Origin of the sequence: Spirosoma sp. 209, from assembly GCF_002006735.1 — a bacterium.
In the GTDB taxonomy this organism is placed as follows: Bacteria; Bacteroidota; Bacteroidia; order Cytophagales; family Spirosomataceae; genus Spirosoma; species Spirosoma sordidisoli.
Genome location: NZ_MVEC01000012.1, coordinates 115,677 through 134,160 on the forward strand (window position 1 = coordinate 115,677; position 18,484 = coordinate 134,160).

The 18,484-nt window shown below is 54.1% G+C and carries 11 protein-coding genes; 3 read left to right on the forward strand and 8 right to left on the reverse strand.

Annotated elements, in window-relative coordinates; all coding sequences use genetic code 11:
• Window positions 1–15: 15 nt before the first annotated feature.
• The 5 genes from B1C80_RS19835 to B1C80_RS19855 form a co-directional block, all read right to left on the reverse strand.
• Window positions 16–1,047, reverse strand: coding sequence for a DUF5627 domain-containing protein (locus B1C80_RS19835; protein WP_236648849.1), 1,032 nt, complete (start codon window positions 1,045–1,047; stop codon window positions 16–18).
• A 29-nt stretch (window positions 1,048–1,076) separates the two neighbouring features.
• Window positions 1,077–2,822, reverse strand: a complete 1,746-nt coding sequence (locus B1C80_RS19840; RefSeq protein ID WP_077922956.1) for a RagB/SusD family nutrient uptake outer membrane protein — start codon at window positions 2,820–2,822, stop codon at window positions 1,077–1,079.
• Window positions 2,823–2,853: 31 nt separating this feature from the next.
• Window positions 2,854–5,883, reverse strand: a complete 3,030-nt coding sequence (locus tag B1C80_RS19845; RefSeq protein WP_077922957.1) for a SusC/RagA family TonB-linked outer membrane protein — start codon at window positions 5,881–5,883, stop codon at window positions 2,854–2,856.
• A 151-nt stretch (window positions 5,884–6,034) separates the two neighbouring features.
• On the reverse strand, window positions 6,035–7,888 hold the full coding sequence (locus B1C80_RS19850; protein ID WP_077922958.1) for a RagB/SusD family nutrient uptake outer membrane protein: 1,854 nt from the start codon (window positions 7,886–7,888) through the stop codon (window positions 6,035–6,037).
• A gap of 14 nt (window positions 7,889–7,902) precedes the next feature.
• Window positions 7,903–11,019, reverse strand: a complete 3,117-nt coding sequence (locus B1C80_RS19855; RefSeq protein WP_139361690.1) for a TonB-dependent receptor — start codon at window positions 11,017–11,019, stop codon at window positions 7,903–7,905.
• Between the two features lie 1,728 nt (window positions 11,020–12,747).
• On the opposite strand from B1C80_RS19855, the gene B1C80_RS19860 reads away from it, so the two are divergent.
• Entirely contained in the window at window positions 12,748–13,011 is a 264-nt protein-coding gene (locus B1C80_RS19860; protein WP_077922960.1) for a barstar family protein, read from the forward strand.
• Window positions 13,012–13,034: 23 nt separating this feature from the next.
• Here the strand turns inward: B1C80_RS19860 and B1C80_RS28755 are convergent, their stop codons facing one another.
• The gene (locus tag B1C80_RS28755) at window positions 13,035–13,247 is read right to left on the reverse strand and encodes a helix-turn-helix domain-containing protein (protein WP_369822721.1); all 213 of its coding nucleotides are present in this window, start codon (window positions 13,245–13,247) and stop codon (window positions 13,035–13,037) included.
• A complete protein-coding gene (locus B1C80_RS19865; RefSeq protein ID WP_236648850.1) occupies window positions 13,208–13,870 on the reverse strand; it encodes an AraC family ligand binding domain-containing protein in 663 nt (220 codons plus the stop codon). Before B1C80_RS19865 ends, B1C80_RS28755 begins: the two co-directional genes overlap by 40 nt.
• A gap of 119 nt (window positions 13,871–13,989) precedes the next feature.
• On the opposite strand from B1C80_RS19865, the gene B1C80_RS19870 reads away from it, so the two are divergent.
• Together B1C80_RS19870 and B1C80_RS19875 are read left to right on the forward strand one after the other, a co-directional pair.
• The gene (locus tag B1C80_RS19870; protein WP_236648851.1) at window positions 13,990–14,859 is read left to right on the forward strand and encodes a DUF1080 domain-containing protein; all 870 of its coding nucleotides are present in this window, start codon (window positions 13,990–13,992) and stop codon (window positions 14,857–14,859) included.
• 138 nt (window positions 14,860–14,997) lie between these two features.
• On the forward strand, window positions 14,998–17,418 hold the full coding sequence (locus tag B1C80_RS19875) for an ABC transporter permease (RefSeq protein ID WP_077922961.1): 2,421 nt from the start codon (window positions 14,998–15,000) through the stop codon (window positions 17,416–17,418).
• A 33-nt stretch (window positions 17,419–17,451) separates the two neighbouring features.
• Here B1C80_RS19875 and B1C80_RS19880 read toward each other — a convergent pair whose 3' ends face one another.
• Entirely contained in the window at window positions 17,452–18,408 is a 957-nt protein-coding gene (locus tag B1C80_RS19880) for a DUF1016 N-terminal domain-containing protein (RefSeq protein ID WP_077922962.1), read from the reverse strand.
• Window positions 18,409–18,484 lie beyond the last annotated feature (76 nt).

Below are 18,484 nucleotides of genomic sequence, written 5' to 3' on the forward strand. Positions count from 1 at the left end.
GAGGTTGAGGGTGGCTTACTGGTACACCGGAATGAACGTTTCGGCAACGACACCCCGGTTGCGTACGACCAGGGTATCGGTGGTGGTCAGGACCGCATCTTTGAAGTTGACTTCGTAGTTGAGGTGCAGCACGTCGCGATCCTGATTGCCCCAGCTTTTAAGATCACCTTTCTTCACGAACCGCCCCGTTCCTTTCACCGTATAGTCGGTGGCGTCGGTGGTGATGGTGCAGTTACTGGCTTCGTCGAAATTCAGGATGAGCCGGAACGGCATGTCGGTTCCGTTGGTCGCTTTGATGGAGTTGCTGAACACAACCTGATTCAGCGAGCGGGTTGACAGGTTGCAGACTTCGCTGTTCTCGACGTATCTGCCCCGGCGCACCAGGGTTTTACTGATGGCGGTATTCCCGTCCTTACCGGCAATGACATCTTTACCCCGGCGCAGGTAGGTGGCATGCCAGGGGTTCACGTATTTCACCGCGTAAAGGATATAATCTTTAGGGGTAATGTCCCAGTCACTACCCACCGTCCGGCGGGGCGACGGCAGTGTGCTCTTCCCCCGCAGCAACGAATCGGCATTCTGCACCTGGTTCATCACCACCGGTATGACGTAGGTATTCCGGATCGCGGCCGGGTCCGCAAAAAAGGCGTCGGTCAGCTGCACCTCTACTCCGCCCGTAATGCTGCCTTTAGGGATAACGATCTGGTTGGCGGCCAGGCTGTAGTAGTTGGCTGGCATCGGCAATACCTTCTGGCCATTGGTGCCGAACAACAGTCTGTCACAGAGCGAATTGTCGATCTTGATGTCGACGGTGATGTCCGTGCTGTTGGTATAGGCCCCGCCTTTTGTTGCCATGATCCTGCATTTGCGTGCGTTATCGAGCGAGGTATCGTAGAGGTCTTCGCCGAGGGTGATGGTGCGAACCGGAGACTGGTAGGCAAAATAGACCGTCGTGTACTTGAAGTCCGGGAATACCCATTCCTGGTTTTCACAGGCGCTGAAAACAGCCATTCCTGCCAGTAGTAAGAGTGTATGTAATTTCTTCACCTTCGTAAATGATTGGTTATGAGGAGCGTTTACCAGCCTTTGTTTTGGACGAGTGACTTCCATTTGAGCATTTCACCGTACGGAATAGGCCCGTGGTTCATGTGCGCCGTGAAGGATCGGTTTTCTACCGGAAAAATGGAGTAGTTGCCATTCGTTATCCGGATGCCGTTAGCGCTCTCGGTGAGCTTTTCATTCCAGCGACGCAGGTCCCAGAAGCGGAAGCCCTCGAAACACAGCTCCAGCCGACGCTCATTCCGAATGAGCTGCCGCATATCGGCCTGGGTCTGGACCGAAGCCAGATACGCATCTCCGTTGTTGGCACCGATACCCGCCCGTTGACGAATGGCCCGGATTACGTCGCGCGCCGAGAACCCGAATGAGCCCTGTCCGTCGGGGCCCCAGGCTTCGTTGGCCGCTTCGGCGTAGATCAGGAAGATTTCGGTGTAGCGGATGCGGGCCGTGTAATGCCGCTGCTGGTTGGCGCCAATCGGGTTCAGGTTCACGTCCTGACGCAGTAGTTTGCGCAGGTAGTAGCCGGTGCGCGTGGATGTCTCGATCTGATTGACGGCATCGTTACCCGCGCCGGTCTCGGTTCTGATCACCGTGTTCGACGGCCCCAGGGTGCTGTTGTTGACCACGATATACCGCTGCAGCCTGGGGTCGCGGTTAGTATACGGCGATTGCGCCCGGTACTCGCTGGCCGCTGCCGTGATGGGGTACCCATTCGCCATCGGAAACGCGTCGACCAGGTTCTGGGTCGGGTTGACACGACCCCGACCGAACAGAGACGGCGGATAGTTGTCCTCCTCCAGGTTGCGGCTGTTGGATGCATCGCCCCGCCAGAGAATCTCCGGCGGATTGATACCCGCGCCCAGGTTGTTGATCTCCGTGCGGTTGTCGTACCAGGTGCCTCCGTTAGCGGCTAGTCTGGCCGGTCCTCCCACCAGTTTCAGAACCTCGCCCGCGTGGTTGGCGGCATCGATCCAGGTCGTGGTGGTGCCGGTTCTGTAGGCTGGGCTGGCCGCCAGCAGGGCCGCCTGTGCCCGAATGGCTTTGGCGATCCGGGCCGTTAGCCGAAGCCGGGAGTACTGCCCGAATACCCGGGTGTACTCTTCCGGGCTGATGCCGCTGTATTTGGCGGGAATCTGCGAGGCCGATGTAACGTCTTCGTAATCGAGGGGCAGCAGGTCTTCGGCTTGTTTAATGTCGCTGTAGAGCTGTTGCATGCAGGCTTCGAAGGTAGCGCGGGGCTGGTTGAAGTCGGAGTTCGTATCCTGGGGTTTCGTCAGAATGGGAACCCCCAGCAACTCACCACTGCTGGCCCAGCCGCCATGGGCCCGCAACAGCTGAAACATGTAAAAGGCGCGCAGGCCGTAGGCTTCCCCTTTGATGCGGTCCCTGAACATCTGAGCTGCCCTGGGGTCCGTGGCCCAGGTAACCTTGTCGACTTCGGCCAGCATGGTGTTCAGGTATTGAATGGCCGACATGCTGTTCACCCACTGGTCGGTTGGGTTATAGTTGGCCGTCCACTGGCCGGTTGCGATCTTGAGGAATGCGTTGTTTTTGTCGTTGCTGACGGCATCGTCGGTGGCCACATCGTTGAACGGCAGACCGGGTAGCCGCGTGTATCCATTCAGGAGGAATCCCTGGGCGAAGGTCACCTCTTTGTACATGGCATCTTTGCCGGGTAGGTTCTCGACTTCAGGTTCCAGCAGATCGGCGCAGCCCGTCAGCGACAAGCTCGCAGCGAGCAGGATGGGTAGGTATCTTTTCATAAGTTTTGCTAGCCAGAAAGTAAGAAGCTGGTCAGAACGCTGCGTTTAAGCCAATGTTGAAGAAGCGGGTCTGGGGCATGCCGCCGATGTTCATTTCCATAATCTGCCGGGCTTTGGCCAGGGTAAGCAGGTCAGACCCGCTGGCATAAATGGTCAGATCGCGGATGAACCTGACGGGCAGCGCCTGGCCGGGTAAGGCGTAGGTAACCTGTACTTTAGCCAGGTTGAAGCGGTTGTTGCGATAGAGCCAGAAGTCCGACGTGCGAATGTTGTTATCGTTGTTGAGGCTGGTGAGCCGGGGGTAGGTGGCCGTTTCTTTCGTGTCGGGCGTCCAGCGATCACGAACGGCTGCCGAATATTTGTCGTCGCCCCGGATCCAGAAATACGAACTGTTCTTCTGCGAGAAGGCCCCGTTGTTGCCGGTAGCGATGGTGAATACCGTCCAGTTTTTCCACCTGGCCGTCAGGTGCAGACCAAAAGTAAACGGAGAGCCATTCCAGCCCGCCCGGCCCAGGTACACCTCATCGCGACTGTCGATCAGGTTGTCGCCGTTCTGATCTACGTACTTGATATCGCCGGGTTTAACCTGGCCGAACGTTTGGGTGGGGTTACTGGCTATGTCGCTTTCGTCGGCGAAAAGGCCGTTGCTCCGCAGCCCAAAAATGGCGTCGAGCGGCTTGCCCACCCGGTTTTGATAGGCGTTCTCGTAGTTTTCGGCGCGCTTGATCACCTTCGAGTTGTAAACGGTTCCGGTCAAGCCGACCGTCCAGGCCACCTGACCCAGCTGCTTGTTCAGGCTCAGGTTGACATCCAGGCCGTTGCGCTGGTCGTTGTTGTAATTGATGTACGGAATAAATGAGCTCTGGGGGAAACCGGTCACGAAGTAGTTCGGGTAGATGGAAGCCGCCTGGGTCACGATGCCATCCATCCGGCTGATGAAGTAATTGGCTTCCAGCGTCAGCAGTTGTCGGAAGAGCGAGGCTTCGACCCCGACGTTGATATCTTTCCGCTGCGCAAAGAAAAGGTCGTTGTTCTCGCCCCGGCGCGAATCGGTAGTGCGGGTCAGGGTGCCGTCGCGCCAGCTGTACCAGGTCCCGTCGGCATGGGTAAAGAGGCCCTTGTAGAGGTAATAGCCCGGAATGTCGAGATCGGTATGCAGGATACCCGCCGATGCGGTCAGTTTCAGGTTGTTGACAAACGACGCCCCTGCCATGAAGGGTTCATCGCTGATCCGCCAGCCCGCCGACAGGGTAGGAGAGAAGGCCTGCCGGTTGCCCGGGGGCAGTTTGGCCGAATGCAGCACGGCCCCGCTAAAGTCGAGGTAATACCGCTGCCGATAGTTATAGGCCAGCTGTAAGCCCAGATTCACGTGGCTTTGTGATTTGTGGTATACGCTGGTCTCCGCCCGCTGGTGGCCGGTGCCGACCAGAATGGCGTTGATGTTATGGACGTTGTTGATTCGTCTGAGGTAGTTGAACTGACCCGAGAAGAAGATCGTCTGTTGCCGCCAGCTATTGCTGACGTTCTGCGCCCCGTTTTTGCGGTCTTCGCCGAACTTCTGCAGGCTGCTGATCATGTCGTTCCCGGCATAGCTGTTCCAGGTCGGCGCATAAATCGCGTACTGATCGTTGAACGACAGGTTGTACGAGGTGGAGTAGTCGACCCCGATGCGCGTACCGAACGACAGCCCCGGCAGGGCTTTACGCAGGTCTACGTTGATGGCGTTCGTGAACTGGAACTGGCGCGTGGTTCCCTTGTTGTACCCGGCTGCGTACATGTCGGCGAAGGGGTTCGTCAGGTGCTGCTGGGTGCCGCCCAGGAGGTACTTGCCATCGATGAGGTAGTTGCTGTTCTGCACCTGAAGCTGGGTGAGCTGATCGCTTTCTTCGATCATGCTGATCGGGATCAACGGCGAGTAGCGGTAGGGGCGTAAGGTTGCGGCACTACTCCAGTAGTTGCCATGCGCAAAGCGGTTGTTGCCGAAGATGGCCGTGGCGTCTACCGATGTACTGATGTAGTCGGTGAGCCGTACGTCAATGTTTCCGCGGACGTTGAGCCGGGTATTGTTGTCGTTTTTGGCCTCGCCCACGTTCAGCAGGGAGTTTGAGTGAACAAATCCGATGTTGGTATAGAACCGGGCCCGGTTGTTGCCACCCGATATTTCGGTGAAAGCGTCGGTTCGGTTATACGCTTTCCGGAGGTACTCGGGCGAGTAATAGTTGACGTCCGGGTAGCGGTAGGGATTGGTACCGGAATAATGGTTCCAGATGGTCTCCTGATTATAGAGGGGCTCCAGACCGTCGTTCCGGCGGGCTTCGTTGTACAAGGTCATGTACTCGGCCGAACCGAGGTAATCCGGGTAACCCTTGGGCACGTGCAGCCCCGTATTGACCCGAACGTTGATCCGTTTCTCGTTGGCAACGCCCCGTTTGGTGGTAATCTGGATAACCCCTTTGGCCGCCCGGCTTCCGTACAGGGCGAGGGCAGCCGCGCCTTTCAGGACCGTGATCTGCTCAATTTCGGTCGGGTGAATATCGGTGGTGGCCGAGCGGGGTACCCCGTCAATCAGCACCAGATACTCGCCCATGCCCCAGATGTTGCCGTTGAACCCGGCCGCAAAGGCACTCAGGTTGTCCAGCGCGCCGGTTGTGTAGTTCTTTTGCAGCAAGCCCGGCAGATTAACCACGGCTACCCCGCCCAGCAGGTCTTTTTTGGGCACTGTGCGGAAGGCCACATTAACCAGGCTGGCGTTGTCGTCAATACCGGCCAGCACGATATCCTGCATGTTGGTGTCGGCCTGGGCAACCTGGTCCTGGTAGCCCTCGGCCGATACGAGCACGGTCGATTTGGGCGCCAGGGTCAGCGAAAATGCACCGAGACTATCGGTCTTGGTTTTCACCTGGCCGGCATTGGCGCTGATGAAGGCACCCCGCAAAGGCTTACCCTCTGCATTCCGAACAACCGACCTGACCTCGACTTTCGGATTGGTCTGCGCCCTGGCGCCTGCACTGTAGAGTGCCAGCAACGAACAAACCGTTGTGATGTAGACTAACTGTTTCATGAGGATGGTTTGGAAAGCCTGCCAACACCGCCATACCTGATTCGAGTCATGGCACGGCCTGCTGTGTCCCCTTCCGGAGACACAAAAACGGATGTTGGCGGTGATACGCGGCTTAGAAAAGTTTTATCAATCAGGCGGTAGAGCCTGCGGTTTACCAGCCTGGATTTTGGGGAAAAGCCAGGTACATGCTCACGTCGACGACCTTCAGCGGTAGCCAGTAGTGTTTGCTGTTGAAGCGACGTTCCAGAATGATCCGCTCTTTCAGGTTGGCCACCTTCCCGTTGGGCGCCCGATCGAAATCGTGGGCCGTTTTCAGCGTATATGGACGCTCGGTGAGCAGCAGCCAGCGACGCAGGTCATTGAAGCGATGCCCCTCGAACGACAGCTCTACGGCCCGCTCCCGGATCAGTTCGCCCATGAAAGCCTCTTTCGAGCCCAGAAATTTGGCGTTCACATCCGCAACCCCCGCCCGGCGCCGAATCTTATTGACGGCTTCGACGGCCGAAATGTAGCCCGGATAAGCACCCTGCGGGTTTCCGTAGGCATGCAGGGCCGCTTCGGCATACATCAGATAAACATCCGCCAGGCGCATATAACTCAGGTGAATGAAGTGCGACTGGTTATGCCCGTTATCGTCGTAGTTGGTCGTACGGGGAATGAACTTACCGTTCAGATAGCCGGTGCGGCTGCCGTTGTTCTCGTCGCGGTAGCTGCCTTTGGTAAACAGGTTGGCGTACCGGTGGGCTTCGCGGGTGGCCGAAATACCCTGTATCATTTTCACGCCGTCATAGATGATGTCTTTGTAAAAACGCGGATCGCGCCCTTTCCAGGGATCGGTCGGGTCGTAGCCTGACTCAGGATCGGCCTGCTCGGCATTCCTGATGGGAAGCCCGTTGGCCATACCGTAGTAGGTTACGTAGTTAGCCGTTGGCGAGAAACAGGTACTGCCGCCATTGAACAACACCCCCGCTACGTATTGCTCGTTCAGACCCCAGCGCGTAGCGCCACCATCATAGGCCGGCGACTGCATGATGGCTTCGGGAAAGCCCGGCACCCGCATACCCTGGTTCAGCGTGTAATACACACTCGACATCTCCGAGAAATTAGCGAGTTTGTGGTGTGTCTTACCACTTTCGCTCATCTGGAGCAGGGTAGCAAAGGCTTCGGCGGCCTTTTTGCTCAGGTCCGCATCGTATGTTTTGCTACCCGTAGACGACCAGTTCATCAGCGGACTGGCCGCATAGAGGTAGTTTTTGCCCAGATACCCGTAAGCCATAATTTTGTTGATACGCAGCTGATTTTTCCCCAGCGTTCGTTTACCGGCATCCGTATCGTCCCAGTTTACGGGCAGCAGTTCGGCGGCTGCCTTGAAATCTTCGGCAGCCCGAAGGGCGGTTTGCTGATAGGTCAGGCGCGGCAGGTCCAGCTTCTGGTCGGCGGGTAGTACCTTGTCGATGTACGGAAGGCCCCCAAAGTAGGTCATGAGCTGAAAGTGGAACCAGGCCCGGAAAAAGAGCAGCTGACCTTTCACCAGGTTTTTTTCTTCCGGGGTAGCATCGGAGAGCCGTTCGATATTCTCCAGACCCATATTGGCTTTCCGGATACCATACCAGGCAAGGGGCCAGAACCGTTTATTGAAGCGGTTGGTCTGATCGAGCGTATTGCCGGGACCGTCCATCCAGCCCGCACCCCAGCCGTCGTTTTCGCGCTGCCAGCCCCAGAAATCGCCGTTGTCGATCTTGTAGCCGTAGAACCAGGTCGCGCCAGCCACAATGATTTCGTCTTCGCCCCAGTTGAACGAGTTCTGCCAGTAGAACTTAGACGACTCCGGTATGCAGTAATAGAGTTCTTCGACGAAGCCCTGAAAATTGATAAAGTTCTTGAAGGCGTCGGTAGACGAAACTGTCGACTGATTTTCCCGGTCCAGATAATCGCTACAGGAGGGCAGCACGAAGAGCATCGCGGCCAATCCGAGCCAGCCAATCGTTTTTGTTATTCGTTTCATGAGTCAGCCGTGAGTTACAGGGTAATGTTTAGTCCGAAGTTGTATCGCTTTACCGTGGGGTACGCACCCTGGGCGGCCCAGCCCGTTCCGGCAAAGTTCGATTCGCGGTCGTCGGGCATCCGGGTCCAGAGCCAGAGGTTGTTTCCGTTGGCGTAAACGCGCAGCGAGCGCATGCCAAACCGTTCGATCCAGCCCCGGTTGAAGGTGTAGGCGACTTCGGCGTTTTTCAGCCGCAGGTACGACCCGTCGTACATGTAGAAATTGCCGTAGGTGGATGGGTCGGTGGCGGTCATCAGCCGCGGCAGGGGCGAGTTGGCCGTCGGGTTTTCCTTCGACCAGTATTCACCCTGGTCATAGACGGTGTTCATCCGGGAGCCGAAGCTGGTGAAAACGACCTGGCGGGTTACGTTATTGACGCCGTAGAACTGCGCGAAGGCGCTAAATCCTTTCCACTCAAAACCAACGGTGCCGTTGTAGGTGTTCTGTGGTCGCTCGGGAAACCCGTACGGGATGTTGTCGTAGGTGTCGATGCGGCCGTCGCCGTTGAAGTCGACGATCTGGAAGTTGCCCGGTAGCTTTTGCCGGTCGTTGGTGTTCTGTTCGGTGCTGGCATACAGCTCATCCCAGTTGTTGTAGTACCCGTGGCTGACGTACGAGTAGGTCTGACCAATCTGTTTGCCCTCGCTCTTGCGGTAGTCAGGCAGCAGGCTCGGGTTGTCGGCTTCGATGATCCGGTCTTTGGCGTGGGTCATGTTGGCATTGGCCCAGAGTCTGATGCCGTTGGTGAGCTGGTGATTGACCTTTACTTCCAGCTCGTACCCTTTCACCCGAACTTTACCCAGGTTCGCGACGGGGGCGTTGGTGCCGAAGTAAGATGGTATCGCGCGCGACCCGCCAGCGATGAGGATATCGGTTCGGTAGTCGTTGAAATAATCGACACTACCCGAAACGGTGCCGTTGAACAGGGAGAAGTCAGCTCCCAGGTTGGTTTTTGTTACCGTTTCCCAGTGTACCGATGGGTTCCCTACCGATGACTCCCGATACCAGACGTAGGGGCTCACGTCGGAGTTGTTCTCCCCGATTTTGGCCTGTCCGGTATAGGCCCACTGGGTCATGTACAGCCACCGCTGGTTGATATTGTCATCCCCGATTTTCCCGTACGACACCCGTAGTTTCAGCAGATCCAGAAACTTGGCCCGCTTGAAAAAAGCCTCTTCAGACAACAGCCAGCCGACCGCACCCGACGAGAAAAAATGGAAGCGGTTTTCTTTGCCGAACTTTTCCGATCCGTTATAGGCGCCGTTCACTTCGGCGAAATACTTACCCGCATAGTCGTAGGTGGTACGGAATACCCAGTCTTCGCGGTAGTTGGGAATCTCACTGCCGGCCGCCCGGTCCTCGCGGCTGAACAGCCCCATGGCGGTGCCGGTGTGCTTACCCCAGGTCTTGTTGTAATTCAGCTTGAGCTGGTAAAACAACCGTCGGTACGTAGCCCCGTTGTCCATCGTGCCCGCCTGGGGAGCCCACCGGATGGCTTCCTGAAAGTCGAACATATTGGCCGCATCGTAGGTGAACCGGTAGCGCGACTCGCCGGTAGCGGGATCGATCCACTTGGTTTGCGGATCGTTGTAGAGATCGTTGATACCCCGCTGGCTTTCCACGAAGGTGTTGTCCCACGAAACCGTACCCGACGTGCTCAGACCGTTCATGACCATCTTCAAATCCTGATTCAGGGTAAAATCAGTGGTGATCCGGCTGGTAGTCCGCTTCATGATCCCGCTGCGGGCCAGGTTCAGCACGGAGTTGGTGGCAGCTACCGGGTCCTGGGCGTAGTACCCCCAGGTGCCGTCGGAGTAGCGGGGCAGCATCGCATCGGGTGCTACGCCATACGCCCCCTGCCACATATCGTACTCCCCACCGGTAGCGCCCCACGGACTCTTCTTCACCCCGTTTGAGCTGGACAGGTTGGTGATGAGCAGGGTAGTGGGCGTCAACTGAAAGTCAAGGTTGGTCCGAACGTTGACTCGGTTGAACCCGTAGCCTGCCTGATAGCCCCGGTTATTGTTCCATTCCTTGAAAATGTCGCCATCCATCAGCACATCCGCCGATGCAAAATACTTGACGAACGACGTACCCCCCGACACGTTGAGGTTGGCGCTGTACGACTTGGTAACCGGCTTGAACATCTCCTTGGCCCAGTCTACGTTCGGGTAGCGCTCGGCTTCGGCCAGGTTGGCCGGGTTCCGGTATTTATCGAGGATCTCGTACGGCGTGTAGGTAGCCCAGCCCGCCGACTCCAGCCCCAGCTCGTTTTCGATAACCCGGTTCCGGATGCTTCGGGCATCGTAGGAGTCATACTTATTGGGCAATGCCGAGGGTACTTTCAGGGTATAATCGGCCCGCACGTTGATGGTCGCTTTGCCTTCTTTACCCCGCTTGGTGGTAATCAAAATAACCCCATTGGCACCTTTTACCCCAAAAACGGCCGTTGCCGACGCGTCTTTCAGGACAGAAATCGTTTCGATCGATGAGATATCCACGCTGTTCATGGGCCGCTCGATCCCATCGACCAGAATCAGGGGCGAACTATTGTTCCAGGAGCTCAACCCCCGAATAAGGATACGCGGGTCTTCCTCGCCGGGCATACCCGTGCTGGAGGTGGTGATGACACCCGGTACGTTACCCGTCAGGGCAGACCCTACGCTGTAGACACCTCCCGCACGCTCAAGCACCTTACCCGTGGTCTGGGAGATGGCTCCGACAACGCTTTGTTTTTTTTGCTGAGCGTAGCCGACCACAACCGTTTCATCGAGGGTGATGTCGCTCCCGGTCAGTACGACCTTCAGGCTACTCCCTTTATCTACAGCCACTTCCTGCGCTTTCGATCCCAGGTAAGAGACCGCCAGGGTTTGTTTACCCGCCGGAATCCTGAGGCTGAACTCCCCATTGACATCGGTAGTGGTTCCGGTCATCGTATTCTTCAGGATCACATAGGCGCCAAAGAGCGGCTTCTGGTTTTCATCCAGAACGACCCCTTTAACCGTTTGACTTTCCTGCGCCAGCGCTACCTGGCTGCCCAGAATCAAGCCGATCCACAAGGCTAAAAAAGCGATCAGTCGGGTTTTCTGCACTCCATTTCTTGGAAATCGGACTGCGTACTGTATAGTTTTGATCATTTCACTTCCGTTGAATTACAGTGATCGGATATATTGATTAATTCAAACAGAACTCTGTGACTTTTTTCTGCTCTGTTCAATGTGAACGATGCATCTGATGGTAAGGCTGATTAGTCGCATAGAAGAGGTTGGGTTTAGGAGTTAATAAATTAAATAATACACAAAGTCATAGAAATAAATGACTGTCAGGCGATCGGTTTATTGGTTTGGAACGATTATGTAGTAATGGAATAGGAAGCTACATGTAACCGGGTAGTTAATTCATGTATGCGATATTTTGACAGGTCAATTTTCTATCAAAAACAAATAATAAGTAGCGCAGTTAATTAGATAGTCGTTACAAAAAAAAATCCAGTTCAATGGTTTTTCCGGGTTGTAGTTAGGGTACAGCAATACAGGTCTGTCTGGTTATGTGTTGAAATGACACAATTATGGAGCAGCACAACCCTTGTCTATAAAATGTGGAGGCTAACGAATCGGGTAAGTCTTACAAAATCTTACTATTACCTTATTTCGCTGGCTTGTCAGACTATCCTGCCCGAAACCCGAGGTCAAAAGTATATTAGCATAGTGCTATATGAGACACGTGCATGTTACACGTTCAATTGGCTATGTTACATTCTTATAAAATTAATCATATAAAGTGCCTTTTTAAGCCATTTAAGAGTTTTTCTACTAGACACAAACTCGCTTTTCGGCAATACGATGGCGTTGTTACAAGGGGAATGCAACAGATTAGTTAACCAGATGCCTTGTTCCCATGGTAACGAAATCGGGTCTGTTCAGTGACAACCTGGTCAAGTCCCTGAACAAGTAGGGAGATAGAGCCGCTTTACTCTTTCTGATCAGTCTGCTCGATCAGGCGATGGTTGCGTATAGTTATGCTCATTATAATTGCGCTGAAAAAGTATAAGCTAAAGTGTAGATAAATTTTGTGCCGCAGGTAAGCTCATCCGATAATCGGTCCTGCTACAGTAGTGTTGTTAAAAACTGACACATTCAGTTAAAAATAAAATGGTAACCTATTGTGAATATACTAAGAAGCAAGAGCGGTATTATGTATTGTCTTTATTTTCACTTTACATGTTAACCTAGATAATTGCCTTACTTTCGTGTTGGTTTTATTGTGTAAATACAGAACAATAGACTTGTTTAGATAAGCCTGTTGTGCTGTATTTATCGATCTGGCTATTACTCACTCCATTTAAATAGATATCCAGAGAATAGAGTCAGTTTACCTAGTGTGATTTTTTGTTTTTCAACCCAACGGTGATCCGTAAGTTTTGATACATTACTAACCGAAAAGCTCGTTACTGCCTACTTTTTTATCTGGATTACTTTATCATTATCGGTTTGGCTACAGTCAATTAGCCGTTAGCGCGGGTCAAAACCAACCGTAGCGCGATAGTTTGCCTGCCGGAGTTGATCAGATGCTTTTCCCGGTGAAGAGCTCTGCTGACCTCGCTAGCGAGCCCGGCCTTACCATCTGCAGTTGCTAATACAGATCCAGCGACTTAGGCCGGTGCTCTCCAACCGACAAGCGGTAAGTTGATAGCAACGAGCCAACGTGTGAGATTAAAAAAGGTCTGTATTGTTTTATCATCGTCAACCCTACCTGATTCTTAAACGCCGGACCAATTATGGCGTCGACAGAATGGATCGACGCAATTCTACATATCTATCATGATTATAGATTTAACAGGTATACATACTAAATCCGCTTTTCACCGGCTTGTCAAAGAAAGACTGGGCTTCCCGGACTGGTATGGCGTGAGCTGGGACGCTTTTTGGGATTGCATTGTCGCCGTGGTCGATATGCCGGCCGAGCTAATCCTGACCAACTGGAACGAGTTTGCCCATCTGTGTCCGCGTGATATGGACATCTTACGCCAGGTCATCAAAGACTATGGCGAGTACATGGCGCCCCGGCGAATCGTTCTGGCCTGACAAACTCTTTTTGGGGCTTCCCGTCAGGTTCGTTTCCGGAAAGAGCCGGGTGTTTGGCCCGTATACTTCCTGAACTGCTTACAAAAATGGCTTTCGTCAGTGTAGCCAAACTCATCGGCTATCTCGGCCAGTGTCAACGGGCTGTATAGCAGGCGGGCCTCGATGAGTTTTATTTTATGTTTCACAATGTACTGCTTCAGGGATTCGCCCGTCTGTTTCTTGAAAAAGAGGCTGATGTATGCGGGAGCGTAATGAACACATCGGCCAGGTGGTCGATGGTTAGTTTATCAGGCTGGTAAATATGCTGGCGGATGTACATCAGGATCGCTTCTGCCGAGTCGTTGGTCTGGGTTCTGGCGGGTGTCTGGCTGAACAGGTTGCGGGCCAGGATCATCAGCATACTCCGTAACAGACTATCTCGTATGATGGTAAAGTAGGGCGCCTGATCCCGTTTGTTTTCCTCCTCCAGAACAGCCAGCAGGTTGTGTAATTTTTGCTTCTCCTGTTTGTCGGCAACGAGGGTGCCGCGACTCTGGGAAGAAGTGGAGAGCAAGGTCTTTACGATGGATTGCCAGCCGTTGTCTTTTTCGCCGGAGGAGTGTCGATATACCGATTCGTTGAAGCGAATAAAGCAGAATTCGGTAGGTTCCCGGATGACGAAACCGTGGTAGTCTTCGGGGCCCAGTAAGAAGACATCCCCTTCGGTATAGTCGAAGGTATTGCCGTTGATGGTGTGAATGCCGTTCCCCCTGATTATAAAAATGATCTCGAAGTAGGTATGCTTATGGACCGCATGCTGCCAGGTAGTTGCCTCAAAATGATAGATGTTAAACGGGGTATGAAGAATGTAGCGTTTCATGCAGGTCGGGGGTAGACGTAAACCTACCAATAAAGCATGGATTTTTACCATAACCCCAACTAAGGCCGGGCGTAGGTTTGCCGTATCGTCTGCAGATCGCCCGCTACGATTCCATGCTTATGAAATTTTTGACTACACTGCTTATCGGCCTTTGTGCCCTTGGCTCTTTGCCGTCTCTGAATACACGCGATGAGTGGGTGCCCTTGCTGGATAAAAACCTGTCCAGGTGGGAGAATTACCTAAGCTTTGCGCATCGACCCGACTATAATGGAAATGTACCAAAAGACGCGTCGGGATCACCTATCCAACCCATTGGTTACAATAAAGACGACAACCGGGTTTTCTCGATCATCAATGACCCCGGCGGGCCTGTTCTACGGATAAGCGGGGAGAAGTATGGTTGCCTGTTCACCCGGGACTCGTATGAAAATTATCATCTCATACTGCAGGTCAAGTGGGGTAGTCAGAAACACGAACCCCGGCTCACCAAGTTGCGGGATTCGGGCATCCTCTACCATTCTATCGGCGAAGCGGGCGTAGAATACTGGCGGTCCTGGATGCTGTCGCAGGAATTTCAGATTATGGAAGGACACATGGGCGATTACTGGTGCCAGGCTAACTCCGCCATCGATATTCGTGCCTACCAATCGGAGGGGGTGATGAATCGGGTTGCTGATGACAAACAACCCTTTGTGGCCTTCAAAAAAGGAAGTGAGGCCTACTGCCTCCGGTCTGGTAACTACGAAAGCCCACCCGGCGAATGGACGAAGCTGGAGCTGATCTGCGTCGCGGGTAAAAGTCTGCACATTGTGAACGGGCACGTGGTTATGGTTCTCAAAGACTCCCGGTATACCAACGAGAATGGGCAGGATGTTCCCATGCGAAAAGGGCGAATTCAGCTGCAGAGTGAAGCGGCTGAAGTGTTTTTTAAGGACATTCGGATCAGGCCGTTAACCGCAATGCCTACCGAATATGCAGGCTTGTTCTGAATAGTCAGGCCGGTTCGGCCTGGCCGGACAGACACGAATGGGTGCGTGTCAGAAACGAGTTTCGACCTTCGTCCCATTTTTAACCCATTTCATCCCATTTTTTCATTTGGCATGTAGTTACCCGGTAATCTTGCTGGCATGATCGGTAACTACATCAAAACATCCAGCCGCAACCTGTTGCGCAACAGGCTGTTCTCGTTCCTCAACGTCATTGGCCTCGCTATCAGTATGTCGGTAGGCTTGCTGCTCATTGCGTTTGTGATGGACCTGTGGTCGTATGACAGGTTCCACGAAAACGGCGATCGCATCTACCGGATTACCAGCGTGGCGACCTTCAACGGCGAACAGGCTGGCAAGTTTGGTACTACCTCCATCAAGACCGGCAAGCTGATTCGGCAGAAAGTGACCGGCGTCGACGACGTGGCGATCCTGCGTACCGACTTCTCACAGGATGCCCGGGTTGGCGACAATGTGCTGCCCGTCAAAGGGTTCTGGGCTGACCCATCGGTATTCAACATCTTCACCCTGCCGATGATTGAGGGGAATCCTGCCACCGCCCTGAACGAGCCGTATTCCATTGTTCTTACCGAGACCGCGGCCAGAAAGCTGTTCGGAGCCCAATCTGCCCTGGGCAAGTCGATCCGGTTCGATACCCTGAGTTATCGCGTTACCGGCATCCTGAAAGACGTCCCCTTTTTCTCGCACATCAGCTTCGAGGCCCTGGTCTCCCTGTCAACGGCCGAGCAACTCAACCGGAACAACGCTGACTTCAGGAAATGGACAAGCATGTCGTCGAATTACGTGTACCTGCTGCTGCCTGAGGATGCAGATAGGGCCTCTATCCAATCCCAGCTCGACGCCCTGGCGAAGGCGGAAAACCTCGCCCAGGAAAACACCCGCATCGAGCTTGAGCTTTTGCCCCTGTACAGCATCGTGGTTGGTGAAACCCTCCGTCAGTCCGAAGGGGGGCCGGGCTCCGTGGGTCCACACATGCCTCTGGCGGTACTGTGGATACTGGGCGGGCTGGCGCTGGTGGTAATCCTGTCGGCCTGTTTCAACTACACCAACCTCTCGATTGCCCGGGCCATGCGACGCTTCAAGGAGGTGGGTATCCGCAAAGCCATCGGTGCCGGCAGAGACCAGGTCTGGCAGCAATTTCTGACCGAGGCCATCCTGATTTCGCTGGCCGCTCTGCTGCTTTCCTTTTTCCTGTTTTTCCTGTTGCGGCCACAGCTGATCAGCCTGGCGCCGGAGATGCAGCGCACGGTAAAGCTTGACCTTACCCTGTCTATGGTCGTGGCGTTTGTTTTCTTTTCGGTTGCTGTTGGGGTTATAGCCGGTTTTCTGCCAGCCCTGTTCTTCTCCAAAGTCAGCGCCATCAACGCACTCCGTAATGTCTCATCGGTGAACCTCTTCAGGCACGTACCGCTCAGACGCGCTCTGGTTGTTACTCAGTATACGCTTACCCTGATTTTTATCACCGCAACCGCCATTGGCTATGTGCAGTATAAAGATATCCTCGCTTTCGACCTTGGATTCAGGACCGACAACATTCTGAACATCGATATGCAGGGTAATCAACCGGATGCGCTGATGAAGGAACTGGGCGAAATGCCCGAGGTAGCGGCCATATCCAGGTCCCTGATCGTGACGAGCGTGGGCAATGCCTGGGGCGGATTTATGAAATACAGTGATTCGCGTGACTCGGCGCTGGTCCTGACCAATCATGTCGATGAACAGTATATGGTGCTGCATGATCATAAGCTGCTGGCGGGGGGGAACTTCAAGGCACGACCGGCAACGGCCGCTGCCGCTACGGAAGTGATCGTGAACCAGCAGGTGCTGAAGCGGTTGAAAATTGCAGACAACCCGGACCAGGCCATCGGGAAGGAGATCACGTTCACCAATTTCAGCGGTACCCGCCGGATGACAATCGTGGGCGTCATCCGGGACTTTCACTACGGTAAGGTCGACAATCTCATCGAGCCGGTAGCATTCATGCCCTGGACCCCCGGCGACAGATCCATCATCAATGTTAAACTGCAAAGTGCTGACCTGCCGGCAACCCGGGCTAAAATAGAGTCGACCTGGAAAAAAATCGACCGGGTTCATCCGTTTCGGGCTGAGTTGTACGACGAAGCGATTGAAGAAGCGTACAGTGAATACTCGACCATGATCAAGATTATTGGCTTTCTGTCGATACTGGCCATCTCGATCGCATCCATGGGCCTGTTTGGCATGGTGGCCTTCACGACAGAAACCCGGCTCAAGGAAATCAGTATACGGAAGGTGATGGGCGCCAGTTCGGGAAGCCTTGTCTATTTGCTAAGCCGTGGTTTTCTGGTTCAGCTGTCGATAGCCGCGCTTATCGCCCTGCCCATTACGTACCTGTTCTTCGAGCGGTTTGTGCTCGCCAACTTCCCGTATCACAACCCTACCCGGCTTATCGAGCTATTGGGGGGCTTGCTGGTGGTGTGGGTAATCGCCTTGCTGATGATTGGATCTCAAACCATGAAGGCAGCAAAAACAAATCCGGTCGAAACCCTGAAAATGGAGTAGGGCTTAGTTTTGCCCGACCTTGATTGGTGTCAATCAGGCAAAACTGACCGGTAGGCGGCTGCTGTCATCCTGCGACAAACCCTGTTCCTGGCTACTCGTGAGGTGCTTAATCTGCCCCTGTTGATTGACCAGGAGTCCTATGGGCAGGTTTGTAAAGCCGGGCGGTTGTCTGCTACAGTACGCATCGATCAACTGGACAAAGGCCGCCTGACTGACAGGCCCAAACTCACCCAGCTGAACAAGGACGAATCGATTGAGCAAGTAGTTAAAGAAGACCAGTTCTGCCCAGTGGTCCTGCCCGTTGACGGAAACAAACTGCCGCTGCCCTACAAAAGCGAAGCCAACGTAGCGGTCGAGCATAATTTTTTTGATGCTGGCCAGTCGGGTCCGGGTCGTTCCGCCAACGGCCGAGAGGGTAGGGGTATTGGTCTTCCCGATCGTATTACCAGTGGGCGAGCCAGGCAATAACCTGGTGTCGCCCAGAGCTACCTGGTAGTAATAGCGGGTACGAATCAGCCGCTGCATAAACCGCACCGTCCACCGTTCGTCAGCCGCCTGGTTGAGGTAAAATGACCGTTCCTGGAGGTTTTCCAGCTGCATTAGCACCCGGTAGTGTGACCAGGTTAATTCCGTTCGAAGATGCTGTCGGAGGTTTATTAATTCTCTCCCATTTGTGGAGAGAATTGGAAACGCCAGAAAAAACTGCTTGAACCGCCACATATTAGGCAAGCTGTACCCTTTACCAAACGCCTGCGTTAGTTGTTCCGATAGGGATTCGATGAGGTGTATGCCGTAGTCAGCGCGCGCCTGCCCAGCCTGCTCAATCTCAACGATGATGCGACCGATGTGCCAGTAGGCTTCCACTAAGGCGAACTTCGGGAAAGGGGATGAGGCCTGTTCGGCAGCATCGACTAAAGTCCGTAGATACCGAAACAGCTCAATGGGTTCGTGATCGGAGTAGCTGGGAAGAGGAGCTGGCGGCATATTCATACGCTTGAATGGTTAAAACTCTACCGCAAATATGGGTATCCTGGCTAACTTACGAATAGCTTATGCAGCAAATAAG

Bases quoted from the DNA above. Each gene is read 5' to 3' on its own strand.
- B1C80_RS19840 (WP_077922956.1), bottom strand. From the start codon at position 2,822: ATGAAAAGATACCTACCCATCCTGCTCGCTGCGAGCTTGTCGCTGACG.
- B1C80_RS19845 (WP_077922957.1), bottom strand. From the start codon at position 5,883: ATGAAACAGTTAGTCTACATCACAACGGTTTGTTCGTTGCTGGCACTC.
- B1C80_RS19850 (WP_077922958.1), bottom strand. From the start codon at position 7,888: ATGAAACGAATAACAAAAACGATTGGCTGGCTCGGATTGGCCGCGATG.
- B1C80_RS19860 (WP_077922960.1), top strand. From the start codon at position 12,748: ATGATTATAGATTTAACAGGTATACATACTAAATCCGCTTTTCACCGG.
- B1C80_RS19865 (WP_236648850.1), bottom strand. From the start codon at position 13,870: ATGAAACGCTACATTCTTCATACCCCGTTTAACATCTATCATTTTGAG.
- B1C80_RS19870 (WP_236648851.1), top strand. From the start codon at position 13,990: ATGAAATTTTTGACTACACTGCTTATCGGCCTTTGTGCCCTTGGCTCT.
- B1C80_RS19875 (WP_077922961.1), top strand. From the start codon at position 14,998: ATGATCGGTAACTACATCAAAACATCCAGCCGCAACCTGTTGCGCAAC.
- B1C80_RS19880 (WP_077922962.1), bottom strand. From the start codon at position 18,408: ATGAATATGCCGCCAGCTCCTCTTCCCAGCTACTCCGATCACGAACCC.